Annotated in this window: 12 protein-coding genes; 6 read left to right on the forward strand and 6 right to left on the reverse strand. The window is 59.0% G+C overall.

All coding sequences use genetic code 11. The features are described from left to right. Window positions 1-13: 13 nt before the first annotated feature. Window positions 14-943 (forward strand): DMT family transporter, encoded by a 930-nt coding sequence (locus tag AP059_RS04355; RefSeq protein WP_059762045.1) that lies wholly within the window; start codon window positions 14-16, stop codon window positions 941-943. Here the strand turns inward: AP059_RS04355 and AP059_RS04360 are convergent. Continuing rightward, on the reverse strand, window positions 891-2,072 hold the full coding sequence (locus tag AP059_RS04360; RefSeq protein ID WP_059762046.1) for an MFS transporter: 1,182 nt from the start codon (window positions 2,070-2,072) through the stop codon (window positions 891-893). The two genes, AP059_RS04355 and AP059_RS04360, sit on opposite strands and share 53 nt — an antisense overlap. A gap of 103 nt (window positions 2,073-2,175) precedes the next feature. Here AP059_RS04360 and ptrR point away from each other — a divergent pair, with 103 nt between their 5' ends. After that, on the forward strand, window positions 2,176-3,048 hold the full coding sequence (gene ptrR, locus AP059_RS04365; RefSeq protein WP_059762047.1) for a putrescine utilization regulator PtrR: 873 nt from the start codon (window positions 2,176-2,178) through the stop codon (window positions 3,046-3,048). A gap of 159 nt (window positions 3,049-3,207) precedes the next feature. Continuing rightward, window positions 3,208-3,333 carry a PA1414 family protein gene (locus tag AP059_RS22665; RefSeq protein ID WP_003441703.1) on the forward strand — a complete coding sequence of 42 codons (126 nt, stop codon included), beginning with the start codon at window positions 3,208-3,210 and terminating at the stop codon, window positions 3,331-3,333. Window positions 3,334-3,439: 106 nt separating this feature from the next. Here the strand turns inward: AP059_RS22665 and AP059_RS04370 are convergent, their stop codons facing one another. Both AP059_RS04370 and speB read right to left on the reverse strand, forming a co-directional pair. Next, window positions 3,440-4,819: a sodium:solute symporter gene (locus AP059_RS04370; protein ID WP_059762048.1), complete on the reverse strand. Its 1,380-nt coding sequence runs from the start codon at window positions 4,817-4,819 to the stop codon at window positions 3,440-3,442. Between the two features lie 109 nt (window positions 4,820-4,928). Beyond that, complete coding sequence (gene speB, locus AP059_RS04375; protein ID WP_048366330.1) at window positions 4,929-5,879, reverse strand: agmatinase; 951 nt, start codon at window positions 5,877-5,879, stop codon at window positions 4,929-4,931. 235 nt (window positions 5,880-6,114) lie between these two features. Here speB and AP059_RS04380 point away from each other — a divergent pair, with 235 nt between their 5' ends. Together AP059_RS04380 and AP059_RS04385 are read left to right on the forward strand one after the other, a co-directional pair. Further along, window positions 6,115-7,008 (forward strand): LysR family transcriptional regulator, encoded by an 894-nt coding sequence (locus AP059_RS04380; RefSeq protein WP_059762049.1) that lies wholly within the window; start codon window positions 6,115-6,117, stop codon window positions 7,006-7,008. 16 nt (window positions 7,009-7,024) lie between these two features. Continuing rightward, complete coding sequence (locus AP059_RS04385; protein WP_059762050.1) at window positions 7,025-7,627, forward strand: tRNA-uridine aminocarboxypropyltransferase; 603 nt, start codon at window positions 7,025-7,027, stop codon at window positions 7,625-7,627. A gap of 79 nt (window positions 7,628-7,706) precedes the next feature. On the opposite strand, the gene AP059_RS04390 is transcribed toward AP059_RS04385, so the two are convergent. The 3 genes from AP059_RS04390 to AP059_RS04400 are packed head-to-tail and all read right to left on the reverse strand — an operon-like array spanning window position 7,707 to window position 12,605. Then, the gene (locus AP059_RS04390; protein WP_059762051.1) at window positions 7,707-9,062 is read right to left on the reverse strand and encodes an HlyD family type I secretion periplasmic adaptor subunit; all 1,356 of its coding nucleotides are present in this window, start codon (window positions 9,060-9,062) and stop codon (window positions 7,707-7,709) included. Between the two features lie 9 nt (window positions 9,063-9,071). Next, complete coding sequence (locus AP059_RS04395) at window positions 9,072-11,231, reverse strand: type I secretion system permease/ATPase (RefSeq protein WP_059762052.1); 2,160 nt, start codon at window positions 11,229-11,231, stop codon at window positions 9,072-9,074. Between the two features lie 18 nt (window positions 11,232-11,249). Beyond that, entirely contained in the window at window positions 11,250-12,605 is a 1,356-nt protein-coding gene (locus tag AP059_RS04400) for a TolC family outer membrane protein (RefSeq protein WP_059762053.1), read from the reverse strand. A gap of 500 nt (window positions 12,606-13,105) precedes the next feature. Between AP059_RS04400 and AP059_RS04405 the strand changes: the two genes are divergently transcribed. Continuing rightward, window positions 13,106-17,543: retention module-containing protein (locus AP059_RS04405; RefSeq protein ID WP_120752312.1), on the forward strand; the 4,438-nt coding region annotated here is incomplete at its 3' end.

Genomic DNA, 17,543 nt, shown 5'->3' on the forward strand with positions numbered 1-17,543 from the left:
TCAAGGTGTTGATATGAGTGTTTCGCGGCGAGCAACGGATGCCTTCGCACTGCAAGTCATGTTGGGCCTGTGCCTGATTTGGGGCGTACAACAAGTGGTGATCAAAACCGCTGCCCTGGACATTGCTCCGGTGATGCAAGCGGCTGCCCGGTCGGGCATTTCCGCGTTGCTGGTGGGCGTGTTGATTTGCTGCAAAGGCGGCTGGAACCAGGTGCCGGTCACTTGGCGTGGCGGCCTGTTGGCGGGTAGCCTGTTTGCTCTTGAGTTCTTCTTTATTTCTGAAGGATTGCAACTGACCAGCGCCGCGCACATGTCGGTATTTCTCTACACCGCGCCTATCTTCACCGCCTTGGGCGTCAACTGGCTGTTGCCCGGCGAGCGTTTGCGGCCGTTGCAGTGGCTGGGGATTTTTCTCGCATTCGTCGGCATCGTGTTCGCCTTTGCCGGTGGCGTATCGCTGGCTGACATGGACCGCAACATGCTGCTGGGTGACGCCTATGGGATTTTGGCGGGCATGGCGTGGGGCGCCACCACGGTGGTGGTCCGGGGTTCGCGTTTATCTGAGGCGCCGGTCACGCTGACGCTGTTTTACCAGTTGATCATCGGCTTTGTCGGTTTGCTGGTGATTGCCGCCCTCAGTGGTCAAATCAGCCATGTCCGCCTGACCACCGTTGCGGTGGCCAGTGTGCTGTTTCAGGGGTTGGTGGTTTCATTTTTTAGCTATCTGGTGTGGTTCTGGATGCTCCAGCGCTATCTGGCATCCAACCTGGCAGTGTTTTCTTTTATGACCCCGCTGTTTGGCGTGACGTTCGGCGTGCTGGTGCTTGATGAGCCGCTGAGTGTCAACTTCGTGGTGGGCGCGATTTTCGTGCTGTTTGGCATCACCTTTGTCAGCGCAGAGCAGTGGATGCGTCGCAGGGTGCGCACGCTGCTGGGGCACTGACCGAGTGCAAAGCCAGTACGCCTGCGACCAGCAAGCCACAGGCCGCCACTCCTAACGCAGGTTGCAAGCCGCCACTGAAATGGCTGCTGAGCGCCGCCAGTAACGGGCCGCTCAACTGTCCCACCGCGAAGCAGGCCGTCAGTAACGCGGCGTTACGTTGCGTGGCGTGGGGCGCAAGGTCCCGCGAGCGTTGCATCACCAAAGGCATGCAGGCCAAAAAGGGTGTCCCGCACAAGATCACACCCAGTGCCAGGCCCGCACTGCTGGGTAACAAGCAGGCCAGCACGCCCAGTGCTTGAATCCATAACCCGCCCATCAACCAATAGCGCGTGGTGTGTGGGTTGATGCGTCTAAAACTGATCAACAGCACACCCAGTGCGGCGCACAGACCGAAGGCGGGCCAGAACAGATCAGCCTGCCATTGGCCCTGAAAGCGAGCATTGGCCATCTGTGACAAAAACGTTGCCGGGATGATGTAGCCCAAACCATACAGCCCATAAATGGCGCCCAAACGTGAGATGCCGGGCGTACGGGCACTGGGCGCTACAGTGACAGAGGGTGAAGGCTGCGCAGCGGGCGTGGGCAGCATCGGCAAAATAGCCAACAGCATGATCAGTGCAGCGACCGCATAAATCAGCCATAACGTCGCGGAGTTTTGGCCCGTGACATTGGCGCCCAGCGCCAGCAACCCGGTGAGCAGTACACCGACCCCCGGCCCGGCAAAGACCAGTGCCCCGAGGCGTGGGCGATGGGTCGACACGGCCAAGTGTTGGCTGAGGGAGGTGATCATCACCATCACCCAGGCACTGGCGACACCGGTGCCAAATCGCAGCAGCAGATGTGGCCAAAAGCCTTGTGCCCAGAACGAAACGAAGGTCAGGCCCACGCACAGCCATAAACCGCTTAGCAGACGGTTGCGCACTTGGGCAGGACGTCGGGCGCGGATGGCGTCCAGCGCACCGATCAAATAGCCCAGGTAATTGGCGGCTGCGATCAGCCCCGCGCCGGTCAGGTCGATCTGACCTTCGCTGATTAAATGCGGCAGTTGTGGCGTAAGCGAAAACCGACCAATCCCCATCGCCATGACAAGGGCGATAAAGCTGGCGAACAGGCGCAACAGAGCAGACATGGCAGCAATTCCTGCAAGAAGACAATGACCGTCAGGCTAGAGAGGATTGACTTTCATTAAAATTGAATAATAGTGAGTGACTTATTCTGTTTTGGAGAAAGGTGTGGAGTTCAGCCAATTACGCATTTTTCAGGCCGTGGCCGAGGAAGGCTCCATCACCCGCGCGGCGGAACGCCTGCACCGCGTACCGTCGAACCTGTCGACAAGGCTCAAGCAGCTTGAAGAGCAGATGGGCGTCGAGTTGTTTGTGCGCGAACGTCAGCGTTTGCAACTGTCAGCGGCGGGAAAAGTGCTGCTCGATTACACCGCGAGACTGTTTGCCCTGCGTGAAGAAGCATTGGGCGCAGTGCAGGGTGGGGTGCCAGCGGGTAAATTCACCTTGGGCACGATGTACAGCACGGCGGCCATACACTTGCCCGCCTTGTTGGCGCGTTATCACCGCAGCTACCCGGCGGTGAATTTGCACGTTCAATCCGCGCCCAGCGGCGAGCTGCTTGAAGGTTTGCTGACCGGTCGGCTGGACGCCGCGCTGGTGGACGGTCCGCTGGAGTTGGCCGGGCTGGATGGCGTGGCGTTTTGCCAAGAACACCTGGTGCTGATCAGTGATCTGGACCACGAGCCAATCACCCGCGCGCAAGATGTGCAAGGTCGTGAAGTCTTCACCTTCCGCCAGGGGTGTTCCTATCGCTCACGGCTTGAAGCGTGGTACGCCAGCGACCGTGCCGCCATGGGACGGGTAATGGAGATCGAGTCTTACCAAGGCATGCTGGCATGTGTAGTGGCAGGGTCGGGCGTGGCGCTGATGCCAGAATCGATGCTGGCCAGTTTGCCGGGGCGTGAAAGCGTGCGTGCGCACCCCTTGCAACCGCCGTTTGACAGCGCAACCACCTGGTTGATGTGGCGCAAAGGCATGATGGGCGCCAACCTCAATGCCTGGATTGAATTGCAACACACACAGCCCTGCAACATGGCGTAATGCCTGCAATGTAACTTCACGTATCGGCATCAGTCGCATTTGTGCGAAATTAGCCAAAAGTTCATTGACTTCCGGCATGCATTGCGTAGGACTTAGGACTATTATCTGTACGAAGCGACCAAAGATTAGGGGTCGCCGGTGTAACCCCAAGGGGGATTTATGAAAGACAAACTGCAAACCTGGCTGCATGACGTGGGTGTGGCGCTTGGCCTGATTGAGCCGCCGCTGCAACCTGTACCGATTCCTGTCGAAGATCCGCGTCGTCGCCCGCAACGTCGCCGTTAAACGCTGGCGAGTGCAGTGAACGCAGGGTGTTTGCTGTCCAGAAAAAACGGGTACGAGTTTCGACGTCGCACCCGCTGAAATAAGCATTGCCCCACAGAAAACCTATTTAGACGGCGCTCACCACCGTGGCTGGGCGACGTGCCATCAGGCTGACCACAATAAAGCTGATCAACGCGACGCCGAGGCTGTAATAAATCGGTGTATTGGCGTCCAGCCCGTCCTTGAACATAAACACCAGCGCGGTAATAAAGCCCAGGCTCATGCTGCAAATCGCGCCTGCGGTGGTCGCGCGTTTCCAGTAAATAGCGCCGATCAAGGGCACCAGCATCCCGCCGACCAACAGGTTATACGCCAGAGTGAGCGCACTGATCACGTCGTTGACCACCAGCGCGATGGCCAATACCGCTATCCCGGTGAGCAGTGTGAACAGGCGATTGATCGACAGGCTCGATTGCTTGCCGCCGCGCAGTTTGGGCAACAGGTCTTCGGTGAGCACCGTGGACGCTGCCAGCAAACCCGCACTCGCGGTGGACATCATGGCGGCCAGGGCGGCTGCAATCACCAACCCGCGAATACCGTCCGGCAGCGAAACTTTAACGATGGCCGCAAAGGCGTTGTTGACGTTGTCCAGATCCGGGATCAAGACGTGCGCGGCCATGCCGATCAAGGCGCAGGTCAGCCCGTAAAGGATGCAGTAGAAGCCTGCAAAGGTGCCGGCGTACTTGGCAACTTTGGCCGTTTTGGCGGTAAATACCCGCTGCCAAATGTCCTGGCCGATCAGAATGCCGAAGAAATAAATCATGAAGTAAGTGACGATCGTGTCCCAGCCAATGCTGGTGAAACTGAAGCTGGATGCGGGCAACTTGCTCACCAGCTCATCCCAGCCGCCCACGCGATACAGGCAGATCGGCAGCAGGACAAACATCAGGCCCACGGTCTTGATCACGAACTGCACGATGTCGGTCAGGGTCAGCGACCACATGCCGCCGATGGTCGAATACACCACCACCACGCCACCGCCGAGTAATATCGAGACCCAAAATGGCAGGCCGAACAGCACTTCCAGCACCGTGCCGATGGCCAAAATCGAAGTCACGCCAATCATCAGCGCATAGGCCAGCATGATCACCGCACTGGCTTGACGCGCCATCGGGTTGTAGCGTTTTTCCAGCACTTGGGTGACGGTGAAAATTTTCAGCTTGAGCAACGGTTTCGCCAAAAACAGGTTCAGCGCGATGATCCCGCAGCCCAGCGCCGCGCACAGCCAAAAACCCGAAATGCCGTGCACATACCCCAGGCGTACCGTGCCCACCGTCGACGCGCCGCCCAACACGGTGGCGGCCATGGTGCCCATGTACAACGTGGGGCCCAGGTTGCGCCCGGCCACCAAATAGTCTTCGTGGGTTTTGGCCTTGCGCATGCCGTAGTAGCCGAGCACCAGCATTGCCGCTGCGTAGATAAGGACGACCAGTAGATCTATAGCCATGATGGCGAATCTCCAATTATTTTTTTTATGGATGCAAACGCACAGCAGTGTGCAACGGTGCCGTCAGTTCAAGACTGCAAAGCGCCGTTGGCACGGGTTGACGATGTCCTTATCGGTGCGCTACGCCGGGGAGCACGCAGAGCATTTCGTAGAGCAAATTAGCGCCTAGCAACGAGGTGTTGCCGGTGGTGTCGTAAGGCGGCGAGACTTCTACCAGATCGCAACCCACCAGGTCGAGGCCCTGACAGCCGCGAATCACCTCAATCGCCTGGATCGTGGTCAGCCCGCCGATTTCCGGGGTGCCGGTGCCAGGCGCCCAGGCCGGGTCGATGCCATCGATATCAAAGCTCAGGTACACCGGGCCGCCGCCGACTTTCTCACGGACTTCGGCCATCAGCGGCGCGAGGGATTTGTGCCAGCACTCTTCGGCCTGCACCACGCGAAACCCCTGTTTGCGGCTCCAGTTGAAATCTTCAGCGGTATAGCCTTGTGCGCGCAGGCCGATTTGCACCACGCGATCACAGTCCAGCAAGCCTTCTTCGACGGCCCGGCGGAAGGTCGTACCGTGGGCGATCTTCTCGCCAAACATATGATCGTTGACGTCGGCGTGGGCATCGATGTGCACCAGCCCGACCTTGCCGTGCTTTTTATGGATCGCGCGCAGGATCGGCAGGGTGATGGTGTGATCGCCCCCCAGAGTCAGCGGGATGACAGCGTGTTCGAGGATTTCGTCGTAGGCTTGTTCGATAATCCGCACCGCATCCAGCAGGTTGAAGGTGTTGATTGCTACGTCGCCGATGTCAGCCACCGACAGCGAGTCGAATGGGGCTGCGCCGGTGGCCATGTTGTAGGGACGAATCATCACGGATTCCGCGCGGATCTCCCGTGGCCCGAAGCGGGTGCCGGCACGCAGCGAGGTGCCGATGTCCAGCGGTACACCGATAAAAGCCGCGTCCAGCCCGGCGGCTGATTGCAGGTGAGGCAAGCGCATCATGGTGGCGATGCCGGCGAAGCGCGGCATTTCGTTACCGCCCAGTGGTTGGTGCAGAATTTTGTCCACGGGTAGACCTCGTCGTTTGTTGTGGTTATGGCGACCGATTCTGCGAAAGGCCGACGACGGGAAGAATCCTTACAGGCAAATACTTAGTTCAGATTTTTCTAAACTAATGTCGACCAAGCGGGTAGGCTAACGCTCAATATCATCTGCCTAACGTGCAGCTCGCGATTCTGGCATCGCCATTTTCCTGCTCCCGTGCATTGTGAGGTGGGTGCCACTCGGTATAAGTGAGTCTCTGATGGCCAACGCTTTACCCGATCTGAAACTATTACGTATTTTCGCCAGCGTGGTCCGCCACCAGGGCTTTGCCAATGCACAGCAGGCACTGAACCTCTCGACCTCGGCGATCAGCACTTACATGAGCCAGTTGGAAGCAAGCCTGGGCCTGGTGCTGTGCCACCGTGGGCGCGGTGGTTTCAGCCTGACCAGCAAGGGCGAGTTGTTCCATCAGGAAACCTTGCGCCTGCTGGGCGAACTCGAGGGGTTCGAGCAGTACGCCGCCGCGCTCAAAGGCGAGTTACGCGGCACGTTGAACCTGGGCGTGATCGACTCCACGGTCAGTGACAAGGCGCTGCCGTTTGCCGAGGCGATTGGTGCCTACAGCCAGGAACACCCGGCCGTGCACCTGCATTTATCCGTGATGAGCCCGTATGAACTCCAGCTCGGTGTGCAAGACAACCGGCTGGACTTGGCGATTGGCGCGTTTTCGTCGCGCATGAGCGGCCTGGTTTATCAGCCGCTGTACCGCGAGCAACATTGGCTGTATTGCAGCGCGCGGCATCCATTGTTCAGCGAACGACGCATTCCCGAGCCGGTGATTACGCAACAACGCATGGTCGGGCGGGGTTACTGGAGCCAGGCCGAGTTGGCGCGCCACGGTTTCAAACACAGCGCGGCCACGGTCGACAGCATGGAGGCGCAACTGATCTTGGTGCTTTCAGGGGCTTACATTGGCTACTTGCCCCAGCACTATGCCGAGCCGTGGGTGGATAAAGGCGACTTGCGCGTATTGCTGCCTGCGACGTTCGGCTATCAGGCGCCGTTTTCGATGATTGTGCGCCGTGGCCGCAGCCGCGAACCGTTGATTCAAACTTTCCGTGATCTGCTTAAAGCGCAGCTCAACCAATCCTGACGACGAGCGTTCCTCCATGTCCCGAGCCCAATGCCCTCGCTGCCTGCGCCCTCAGTCGCACTGCTTGTGCGAACTGATCCCTCACCTGCACAGCCGCACCCGCGTGTTACTCCTACAGCATCCGAGCGAGGTCGGCCATGCGCTCAATACCGCACGCCTGGCCGCGCTGGGCCTGAGCAATGCAGAGTTACGGGTGGGTGAAGTGTTTGACGATCTGGAGACATTGCTCAACCCGCCGGGTTATCAGGCGCGGCTGTTGTTTCCGGGGCAAGGGGCGCAACTGATTGCGGCGCATAAGGCTGAAGACAGTCTGCCGTGGTTGCTGGTGGTGCCGGATGGTACATGGCGTAAGGCGCGCAAGTTATTGCACCTTAACCCCCTGTTGGCGAATTTGCCGCGGGTGACCCTGCCCGAGGGCGCGCAGTCGCGCTATCGATTACGCAAGGCGCCAGGGCCTGGCGCGTTATCCACGCTGGAAGCGATCGTGCAGACCCTGGAACTACTTGAAGCGCCGCGTGTATTCGAGCCTTTATTGCGCCCGTTTGAAGCCTTGATTGAAGGGCAGATTGAAGCGATGGGCGCCCAAACCTACCAGCGCAACCACCTTGATAAAGCCTGACGACAGGCGCGCGTCTAAGACTTTACGACGGCTGTGGCGTCGATCACAGCCGGGCCTGACTCGTCAGTTCCCAGGTGTCCTAGCGTTCGCGCAATGACTCTGTTCTGGCTTTCAACACCGGTTTGAGCAAGTAATCCAGCACGCTTTTCTGCCCGGTGACGATGTCCACTGCCGCGGTCATGCCAGGAATGATCAGCAGGGGTTTTTGATCACCCCCCAAGTGGTTTTTGTCGGTGCGCACCTGGATCAGGTAAAAGCTGTTGCCCTTGTCGTCGGTGATGGTGTCGGCACCAATCAATTCCAGTTTGGCGCTCATGCCTCCGTAAATCGTGTAGTCATAAGCGCTGAACTTGACCATGGCTTTCTGTCCAGGATGCAGAAACGCGACATCCTGAGGTCGTACTTTGGCCTCGATCAACAGGTTATCTTCCAGCGGTACGATTTCCACCATGTCACTGCCCGGCTGGACTACGCCGCCAATGGTGTTGACCTTCAGCTGTTTGACGATGCCGTGGACCGGCGATACCACCGTGGTGCGGCTTACCCGGTCGTCAATGGCGATGCTGGTGGCGGTGATTTTCGACAGGTCGGTGCGTTTTTGATTCAGCTCCTTGGCCGCGTCCGAGCGAAAGGTTTGTACCGATTCGTCGATCTTGCTGCGGATTTCATTCATCGCCGCTTCAGCGCGCGGAATGGCGAGGGTCGTGGAGTCCAGCGAACCGCGAATTTCGACCGCGCTGCGTTTGAGACGCAAGATTTCGACCGGCGATACCGCACCCGTACCCACCAGTGGCGCCGACATGTTCATCTCCTGATTCAACAACGCCAGGCTGTTACGAAACTGCTCTTGTTTGGAACGAAACTCGGCCAACTCCTGGGTTTTTTGGCGCAATTGCTCGGTCAACGTGCGCTGCTCGCTGTTGAGCCGCCGCTGACGTTGCAAGAACAGCGATTTTTCGTCTTCAGCCACTTGCGGCGCTTTGGCGATCACTTCGGGTGACAGTTCAAACGGCCGTCCCTCGGCTTCGGCTGACAGGCGTTCAACCTGGGCGGTGAGGGCGTAACGGTCGACTTCACTTTCGCCACGGTTGGACAAAAAGCGCGTGTCATCCAGGCGCAGCAGCGTATCGCCCTTATTGACCATTTGCCCTTCGCGCACCAACAGCTCAGTGACGATCCCGCCTTCAAGGTTCTGGATGACTTGTACCTTGCTCGAAGGAATGGCCTTGCCATCGCCCACGGTCACTTCGTCCAGTACCGCGAACTTGGCCCACAGCAGCGCCACAATAATCAACGCCGCCGCGATCCACACGGTGATGCGCGACAGGCGCGGTGAGTCTTGCAGTGAAGCCCCGGTGGCCTCGGGCATGTAGTCGCTTTCGCCACTTTTCTTGAAACTGTCCAGATAACTGCGCAAGCCGGAGCGTGCAGACATACATCTCTCCTAAACGGCGGCAGAGCCGACACGGCCCTTGCGCAACGCGTCAATAACCGCTTCTTTGGGGCCATCTGCAACGATCCGGCCGTTATCCAGCACGATCAGGCGGTCGACCAAACTGAGCATGGCGGTGCGGTGGGTGACCAGCAGCAGGGTTTTGCCTTGCATCCAGGTGTGCAAGCGCTGGCGCAGGGCGTCTTCGCTGGCGTTGTCCATCGCGCTGGTGGGTTCGTCGAGCAGCATGATCGGTGGGCTTAGCAACAACGCCCGCGCCAATAACACGGCTTGGCGTTGACCCCCCGAGAGCAGTTGCCCGCGCTCACCCACCGGGCGGTCAAAGCCTTGCGGGTGCTGGCGGGCCAGTTCGCTGACGCCCGTCAGTTCGGCCACTTCGAGCATGCGCGCGTCACTGATGTAGCGCGCGCCCAGGGTCAGGTTGTCGCGCAGGCTGCCCGCCAACAAGGGCAGATCGTGGGCCACATAGCCGATTTGTTGGCGCAGGTCGGCCACGTCCAGCTGCCGCAGGTCGAGGCCATCGAGCAGGATTTGCCCTTCATCGGGGGCAAAGAAGCCCATCACCAAACGCCCCAGCGTACTTTTGCCCGAGCCGCTGCGCCCGATGATGCCGACCCGTTCTCCGGCCTTGATACTGAAACTGATGTCGGCAAGTGCCGGGCTGCTTTGCCCGGCGTAGCGAAAGGTCACGCGGCTGGCTTCGATTGCACCTGTGAGTTGGGTGCGCTCCAGAGGGCGCTGTTTCGGATCACGTTCTTGGGGCAGCGACATCAGTGCATCGGTACTGCGCATGGTCAACTGGGCTTGTTGATAACGAGTAATCAGCCCGGCGATTTGTCCCAGTGGAGCGAGGACCCGACTGCCCAGCATGTAAGTCGCTACCAGTGCGCCGACACTCAGGTTGCCGGCAATGATGCTGTACACCCCGGCGACGATAGTCGCCATGCCGCACAGTTGCTGAATGAACAGCGTGCCATTGGTGGCCAGCGCCGAGAGGTTGCGGGCATGGGCATCAAGCCGGGTGAGGGCGGCGTGGGTGCTTTCCCAGTGATGCTGGCGCTCGCTTTCTGCACTACAGGCTTTGAGGGTTTCCAGGCCGCTGAGGGTTTCGATCAGCAATGCCTGGCGCTCAGCGCCCAATGCCAGACTTTTTTGCACGGTGTCGCGCAAGCGCACCTGAATCAACCAGGCAAAGCCTATGGTGATGGGGAAGGCGATCAATGGGATCAGCACCAGCCACCCGCCCAGCAAACCGATCACCACCAGCATCAGCACGGCAAAGGGCAGGTCGATCAGGCTGGTGAGGGTCACGGCTGTGAGAAACTCGCGTAACCCCTGAAAGTCGTGAATGCTTTGCGCGAAACCGCCAATGGTCGCGGGCCGGGCTTTCATCGACATGCCGGTGATGCGTTCAAACAACGTCGCCGACAGGATCAGGTCGGTGCGCTTGCCTGCCTGGTCCAGCAGGTGCGCCCGCACCAGTCGCAGCACCATTTCAAACCCGGTGCCGATCAGCAGGCCAATGGCCAATACCCACAAGGTGGAGGTGGCCTGGTTGGGCACCACGCGGTCGTAGGTTTGCATCACGAACAGCGGCACCATCAAGCCGAGGACGTTGATCAGCAAGCTGGCAAGGATGGCGTCACTGTAGAGCCAGCGGGACAATTTGAGGGTGTCGCGAAACCACGCACTGACCCGCGGCACCAGCGGCGCGCGCAGGTCCTCAAGTTCGTGCCGCGGCCGTGCGAACAAAGCCTGTCCGCTGTAGTCCTGCTCCAACTCTTCACGGCTGACCCATTGCTCGCCACCTTCGGCTTCGCTGGGCAGGATCAGTGCCTTGCCGTCTTCGCCCCACCGGCGCAATACGGCGCAACGGCTGTCTTTGAGAATCAGCAATACGGGCAAGTTAAGCGCCGAAATGGCACTCAACTCGCGGCGCAATACCCGCGCCTGTAAACCTGCGCGTGCGGCGGCGCGGGTCAGCAAGTCCAGGCTCAGGCGCTGCTCGGGCAGCGGCAGGCCAGCGGTCAGGCTGGCTCGGCTGACAGTGGCCCCGTGCACCTGACACAGTATCAACAGACCATCCAACAACGGGTCATCAAAGCTCAGGCGTGGATCTACGCCTTGCCCTATTTCTTGCAAGGTGGTCAAAGGGTTCACTCCAGGCGCTTACTTCATTTCCGGCAAACGGGCATCGCTTTTTACTTCGGTCTGGGCGATAGATTCTGCGGGCATGACAACGTTTTCCTTACGCAGTAATTCCCCCATGTTCGCCAGTACGCGGTACATCGAAAACTCTTCGGTGTAGCGCACTTCGGTGTAGCGGCGGTTGGCGTTGTATACCTCGTTTTCACTGTCGAGCAGGTCAAGCAGGGTGCGCTGTCCCAGGCCGAACTGATCTTGGTACGCCACGCGCACCTTGGCCGATGTTTCAGCGTATTGACGTGCGGTCGGTGTTTGCAGGCGCGCATTGTTCATGGCGTGCCAGGCCAGGTTGAGGTTTTCGTTGAGCATGCGCAGCGCGTTATTGCGGATGTCCATCGCCTGATTGATTTTGTGCGAGTCCGATTTCAAGCGCGCCTTGTCACTGCCGCCCTTGAACAGGTTGTAGTTCATCACCACCCCGGCGCGCCATTCGTTGTCATGGCCTACCTGACCTTGCACGTTATCGTTGGCGCCCACGGCCAGTTCGCCGTCAAAACGCGGGTAAAACGGTGACTTGGCCACTTCGTACTGTTTCTCGGCGGCTTGCACGTCGGCCTGTGCCGACTTCAGGTACGGGTTATTGATCAGCATGCTTTGCTGGGCAGCGGTGAAATTGCCCGGCAGCTCCCCCTTGATCGAGGGCGGCGTTTCCAATTGATCAGGCAGGCGCCCGACCACGCTGAAGAAATTGGATTCGGCGTCGGCCAAGTCCACTTCGGCTGTCTGAAAGTTGTTTTCGGCGAGTGCGCGACGGGCGATGGATTGGTCCTGGTCAGCGATGCTGCCGATGCCGCGTTCGCTGCGCATGCCGATTTGATCGTTTACCCGTAAGTGGGCCTGCAAATTATTTTTGGCCAGGGTCAGCATTTCGCGACGCTTGAGCACTTCGAGGTACACCTCGATGGTGCGCAGTGCCAGGCTCTCGGCGGTGCCCTGCACGTAGTAGGCGCGCGAATTGACCACCGCTTGAGTGCGACCCACTTCGTTGGAGGTGTTGAACCCGTCAAACAGCATTTGCCGCAGGCGCAGTTCAGAGGTCGTGTAGTTCAGCGTTTCCGTGTTGTGGCTGTTCAAACCCCGGGTGTTGGGGTTATCGCTGTAGCCTCGACCGTAGCTGGCGGTCAAATCAACAGATGGATAAAACCCTCCTTTGGCGACGTTGACATCCTCGTTGGCAGACAGGCGATTGTTCTCGCTGGCTTGCAGTTCCGGGTGCGTATTGATGGTGCTCTGGATCGCCTCGGTAATGGACATGGCCTGCGCCTGGCTGCACGCCATGGCCAGTAAAATAGCGCTGCAAAGAGGGTTCAAAACGCGCATGAGGTACTTCTCCCTGAATCAATGATGCTTAGCTGTCGCCAAAAAAATGACGTAATTTTTAGGTCAAACCGTTTCAGGCTTGTAACAACCAAGCTAAGAACATCTTTGGCGCGAGCTAAGAAGCATTTCTCATAAGTATTAGTCCGAAAAAAACTTATGACTTCTTTAGGATCCGAGACACAGTTCTCACTGAAAAGCCCGTATTTCGCTTTTTTCAGGGCGTTTTTTAGGGTCTTAAAAGTTCAAAACTATTTTTCGGATGTGCAGCAAATGGGCTTGGAAGGGTGGCTGGGTCAGCGGTGAAAAAATGTCAACTAATTGACTGATGGCAATTTGACCGCTGTTTTTGTTGGGTTTTTAAGCGGGTTGTGCAGGCCAAATGATTTAAACCGGCCACGTTTTTTGCCATCGCGCGCTATTGATCCAGCCTCCCTGCCTGAGCTTTTGCATGTCCTCGTGATCACACAGGCCGAATGCGCTCGGCAGCAGAGGGAATGGACATGGCTAGTTTGATCGGTGTCGTTAGCAACGTGGTTGGCCAGGTAGTTGCGATTGCCAGTGATGGTTCCCGCCGAGTGCTGATTGAAGGTGATCGTGTGTTTGCCGGTGAGCAACTGGAGACGGGCACTGCGGGTGCGGTGGCAATCCATTTGCAAGGAGGTGGTGGTGAGCTGACCATGGGCCGCGAAAGCACCATGACCCTGTCCTCTGCATTGCTGAGCCCAAACCCGGCATCCCACGTTGATTCCCCTGAAACGTTGACCCCCAGCGAAGCCCAACTGACAGACGTTGAAAAACTCCAGGCGGCCATCGCGGCAGGCGAAGACCCGACCCAAGTGGCTGAAGCAACTGCCGCTGGTCCGGCGGCCACCGGTGCGCCAGGTGGTCAAGTGGGTGGCGGGCACACCTTTGTGCTGCTTGAAGAGGTGGCAGGTCGCGTTGACCCGATCATTGGTTTTCCGACCGCTGGGTTCAATGGTATTCCCGAATTCGTTGAGGAGCGGGTGATTGGCCTGCGCGATGACGACGATGGCGCGCTTGTGCCGCCACCGGTCGTCGTGCCTCCCGATAACCCTGTCACCTTGACCGGCCTGTCGGTGGAAGGCGGCGAGTTGACGCTGAGTGAAGCCAGTCTGGCGCTGGGTTCGGCCAGTAACCCGGCGGCCCTGACGCAAAGCGGCACCTTCAGCGTGTCTGCGCCTGATGGGCTTTTGACTTTGAATGTCGGCGGCATAACGGTGGTCAATGGCTCAGTTGCGAGCGGTGTAGGTCAATCCATCACCACCGGCTTGGGCAATACATTGACCATTACGGGCTACAACCCGACGACTGGCGTTGTCAGTTACAGCTACACCCTCAACGGCAATGACACACATCCTGCGGGGCAGGGCGCCAACAGCCTGAGCGAACATTTCTCAGTTATCGCCACCGACAGTAATGGCAGCACCGCCACCAACAGTCTGGACATCAACGTGGTCGATGACGTGCCCACGGCGGTTAACGACAGCAACGCGGGGGTGGCGTCCGAAACTCAACTGACGCTCAGTGGCAGCGTACTGACCAACGATAGTCAGGGTGCAGACCGTGTAGCGACGGGGCCTGTGACGGCGGGTACTTTTACGGGCACATACGGCACGTTGACCCTGGCCGCAGACGGTACTTATACCTACACGCTGAACCCTCAGGATGCTGATTTTCTGGCCCTCAAAGGCGGGGGTAATGGCACCGAAACCTTCAGTTACACCCTGACTGACTCAGACGGTGACAGCAGCACGGCCAACCTGGTGCTCAACATCCACAACAACGACGATACGGTGAGTATCGTCCCCGGCATCAATGGCAACCTCACGCCGCTCAATGAGGCTCACTTGCCCACCGGCTCCGCCCCCGATGCCGCCGCGCTGACTCAGCAAGGCTCTTTCACGATCAACGCGCCCGATGGTTTACAGAGTTTGTCTGTGGGCGGCATTAACGTGATCAGCGGCGGGGTGGTCAGCGGTGTCGGCCAGTCCATCACCACTGGCCTGAACAACACGCTGACAGTCACCGGTTACGATGCCACCACGGGTATCGTCACTTACACCTACACACTTAACGGCAATGACTCGCACGCAGCGGGCAATGGCGCAAACGTGTTGGGTGAACAATTCAGCGTCATAGCCACCGATACCAATGGCACCACCGGCACCAGTACGCTGATCGCCAACGTGATCGACGATGTGCCCACGGCGGTCAATGACAACAACGACGGCATTGCCTCGGAAAGCAATCTGCAACTCACAGGCAACGTACTGACCAACGATGTTCAGGGCGCCGACCGCGTTGGCGCTGGGCCGATCACGGCGGGTACGTTTACCGGGACCTATGGCACCTTGGTGCTGGCCACTGACGGTACTTATACCTACACCGTGCATTCGACCGATCCTGCCTTTTTGGCCCTCAAAGGCGGCGGTAATGGCACCGACACCTTCACCTATACCCTGACCGACTCGGACGGTGACGCCAGCACCGCGCAACTGGTGCTGAACGTTCACAACAACAATGATCCGGTGGTCTTGACCGGGCTGGACGTGGGGGGTGGCGAGCTGACCCTGTATGAAAGCAATCTGCCTGCGGGCAGTACACCCGTGGATGCCAAAGGGCCATTGACCCAGTCGGGCACGTTCACCGTCACCTCGCTCGATGGCCTGCAAAACTTGAGCGTCGGCGGTATCGACATCATCAAGGACGGCGTCATCAATACGGGTGTGCAAACCATCAGCACCGGGCTGAACAACACCTTTACCGTCAACGGGTACAACCCGGTGACGGGCGTTGTTTCCTACAGCTACACACTTACTGGCGCGGATCAGCATCCGGCAGGCGACGGCACCAACAGCGTGAGTGAACAGTTTGCTGTCGTTGCCACCGATGTCGATGGCAGCACTGCCACGGGAACGGTAGACGTCAATATCGTCGATGACGTGCCGAGCGCGGCAAATGATACCGGCGGCCTGATCGAAGGCGGCACCTCGACCCTTAACGTACTGACCAACGATGTGTTGGGTGCAGACGGCGCGACAGTGGTCGCCATTAAAGCGGGCAGCAACGCCGCAGTCACCGTCACCAGTGGCGGCAGCACCGTGATCAACGGCACCTACGGCACGCTGACCATCTCGGCAGATGGCACGGCGGTGTACAAAGGCACACCGAATCTGGTGACTACACCGACGGCCACTGACACCTTTACCTACACCATTCGCGACGGTGACGGCGATCAAAGCACCGCCACGGTGACCTTCACCCTGACCGACAGCGGTTTGAAAGTGGTCAGCGATGCGCAAGCCACGGTGTTCGAAAACGCGCTGGATTTGGTCAAGGATGGCGCCGATCTGGCGCAAGGCACCGTCACTGGCAGCACCCCGGATTCAACCGCTGAGACGGTCACTGGCAACCTGACCGCCAACACCTCGGGCGGTTCGGGCGCACTGACCTTCGTACTTTTGAGTAATACAGCGGGCGCCTATGGCCAAATTCAACTGAATGCCAACGGCCAATACACCTACACCCTGACCTCGGCGCCAAAAACCACACCGGGTGCTGATAACGGCGCCAATGTGATTGATGGCCAAGAAAGTTTCACTTACCAAGCCACCGACGCGCTGGGCAACACCACCACCGGCACGATCAAAATCAGCATCGTCGACGATGTGCCGCAGGCCACCAACGACACTGGCACCCTGATCGAAGGCGGCACCTCGACCCTTAACGTACTGGCCAATGACATTCTCGGCGCAGACGGCGGGGCGGCAGGCGGCGCAGTGGTCGCCATTAAAGCGGGCAGCAACGCCGCAGTCACCGTGACCAGTGGCGGCAGCACCGTGATCAACGGGACCTACGGCACGCTGACCATCTCGGCAGATGGCACGGCGGTGTACAAAGGCACACCGAATCTGGTGACTACACCGACGGCCACTGACACCTTTACCTACACCATTCGCGACGGTGACGGCGACCAAAGCACCGCTACGGTGACCTTCACCCTGACCGACAGCGGTTTGAAAGTGGTCAGCGATGCGCAGGCCACGGTGTTCGAAAATGCGCTGGATCTGGTCAAGGATGGCGCCGATCTGGCGCAAGGCACCGTCACTGGCAGCACCCCGGATTCAACCGCTGAGACGGTCACTGGCAACCTGACCGCCAACACCTCGGGCGGTTCGGGCGCACTGACCTTCGTACTTTTGAGTAATACAGCGGGCGCCTACGGCCAAATTCAACTGAATGCCAACGGCCAATACACCTACACCCTGACATCGGCGCCAAAAACCACACCGGGTGCGGACAACGGCGCCAACACCGTGGCCGGTCTGGAGAACTTCACCTACCAGGCCACCGACGCACTGGGCAACACCACCACCGGCACGATCAAAATCAGCATCGTCGACGATGTGCCGCAGGCCACCAACGACACCGGCACCCTGATTGAAGGCGGCACCTCGACCCTTAACGTACTGGCCAATGACACCCTCGGCGCAGACGGCGGGGCGGCAGGCGGCGCAGTAGTGGCGATTAAAGCTGGTAGCAACGCGGCGGTGACCGTGACCAGTGGCGGCAGCACCGTCATCAATGGCACCTACGGCACGCTGACCATCTCGGCGGATGGCACGGCGGTGTACAAAGGCACACCAAACCTGGTGACTACACCGACGGCAACTGACACCTTTACCTACACCATCCGCGACGGCGACGGCGACCAAAGCACTGCCACGGTGACCTTCAACCTGACTGACAGCGGTTTGAAAGTCGTCATTGATGCGCAAGCCACGGTGTTCGAAAACGCGCTGGATTTGGTCAAAGATGGCGCCGATCTGGCGCAAGGCACCGTGACTGGCAGTACGCCAGCGTCAACCGCTGAAACCGTGACGGGCAACCTGACCGCCAACACTTCGGGCGGTTCGG

The organism is Pseudomonas sp. TAA207, from assembly GCF_001529285.1.
In the GTDB taxonomy this organism is placed as follows: Bacteria; Pseudomonadota; Gammaproteobacteria; order Pseudomonadales; family Pseudomonadaceae; genus Aquipseudomonas; species Aquipseudomonas weihenstephanensis.

Coding starts and splice junctions, on each gene's coding strand:
- AP059_RS04355 (WP_059762045.1), top strand. CDS start 14: ATGAGTGTTTCGCGGCGAGCAACGGATGCCTTCGCACTGCAAGTCATG.
- AP059_RS04360 (WP_059762046.1), bottom strand. CDS start 2,072: ATGTCTGCTCTGTTGCGCCTGTTCGCCAGCTTTATCGCCCTTGTCATG.
- AP059_RS22665 (WP_003441703.1), top strand. CDS start 3,208: ATGAAAGACAAACTGCAAACCTGGCTGCATGACGTGGGTGTGGCGCTT.
- AP059_RS04370 (WP_059762048.1), bottom strand. CDS start 4,819: ATGGCTATAGATCTACTGGTCGTCCTTATCTACGCAGCGGCAATGCTG.
- AP059_RS04380 (WP_059762049.1), top strand. CDS start 6,115: ATGGCCAACGCTTTACCCGATCTGAAACTATTACGTATTTTCGCCAGC.
- AP059_RS04385 (WP_059762050.1), top strand. CDS start 7,025: ATGTCCCGAGCCCAATGCCCTCGCTGCCTGCGCCCTCAGTCGCACTGC.
- AP059_RS04390 (WP_059762051.1), bottom strand. CDS start 9,062: ATGTCTGCACGCTCCGGCTTGCGCAGTTATCTGGACAGTTTCAAGAAA.
- AP059_RS04400 (WP_059762053.1), bottom strand. CDS start 12,605: ATGCGCGTTTTGAACCCTCTTTGCAGCGCTATTTTACTGGCCATGGCG.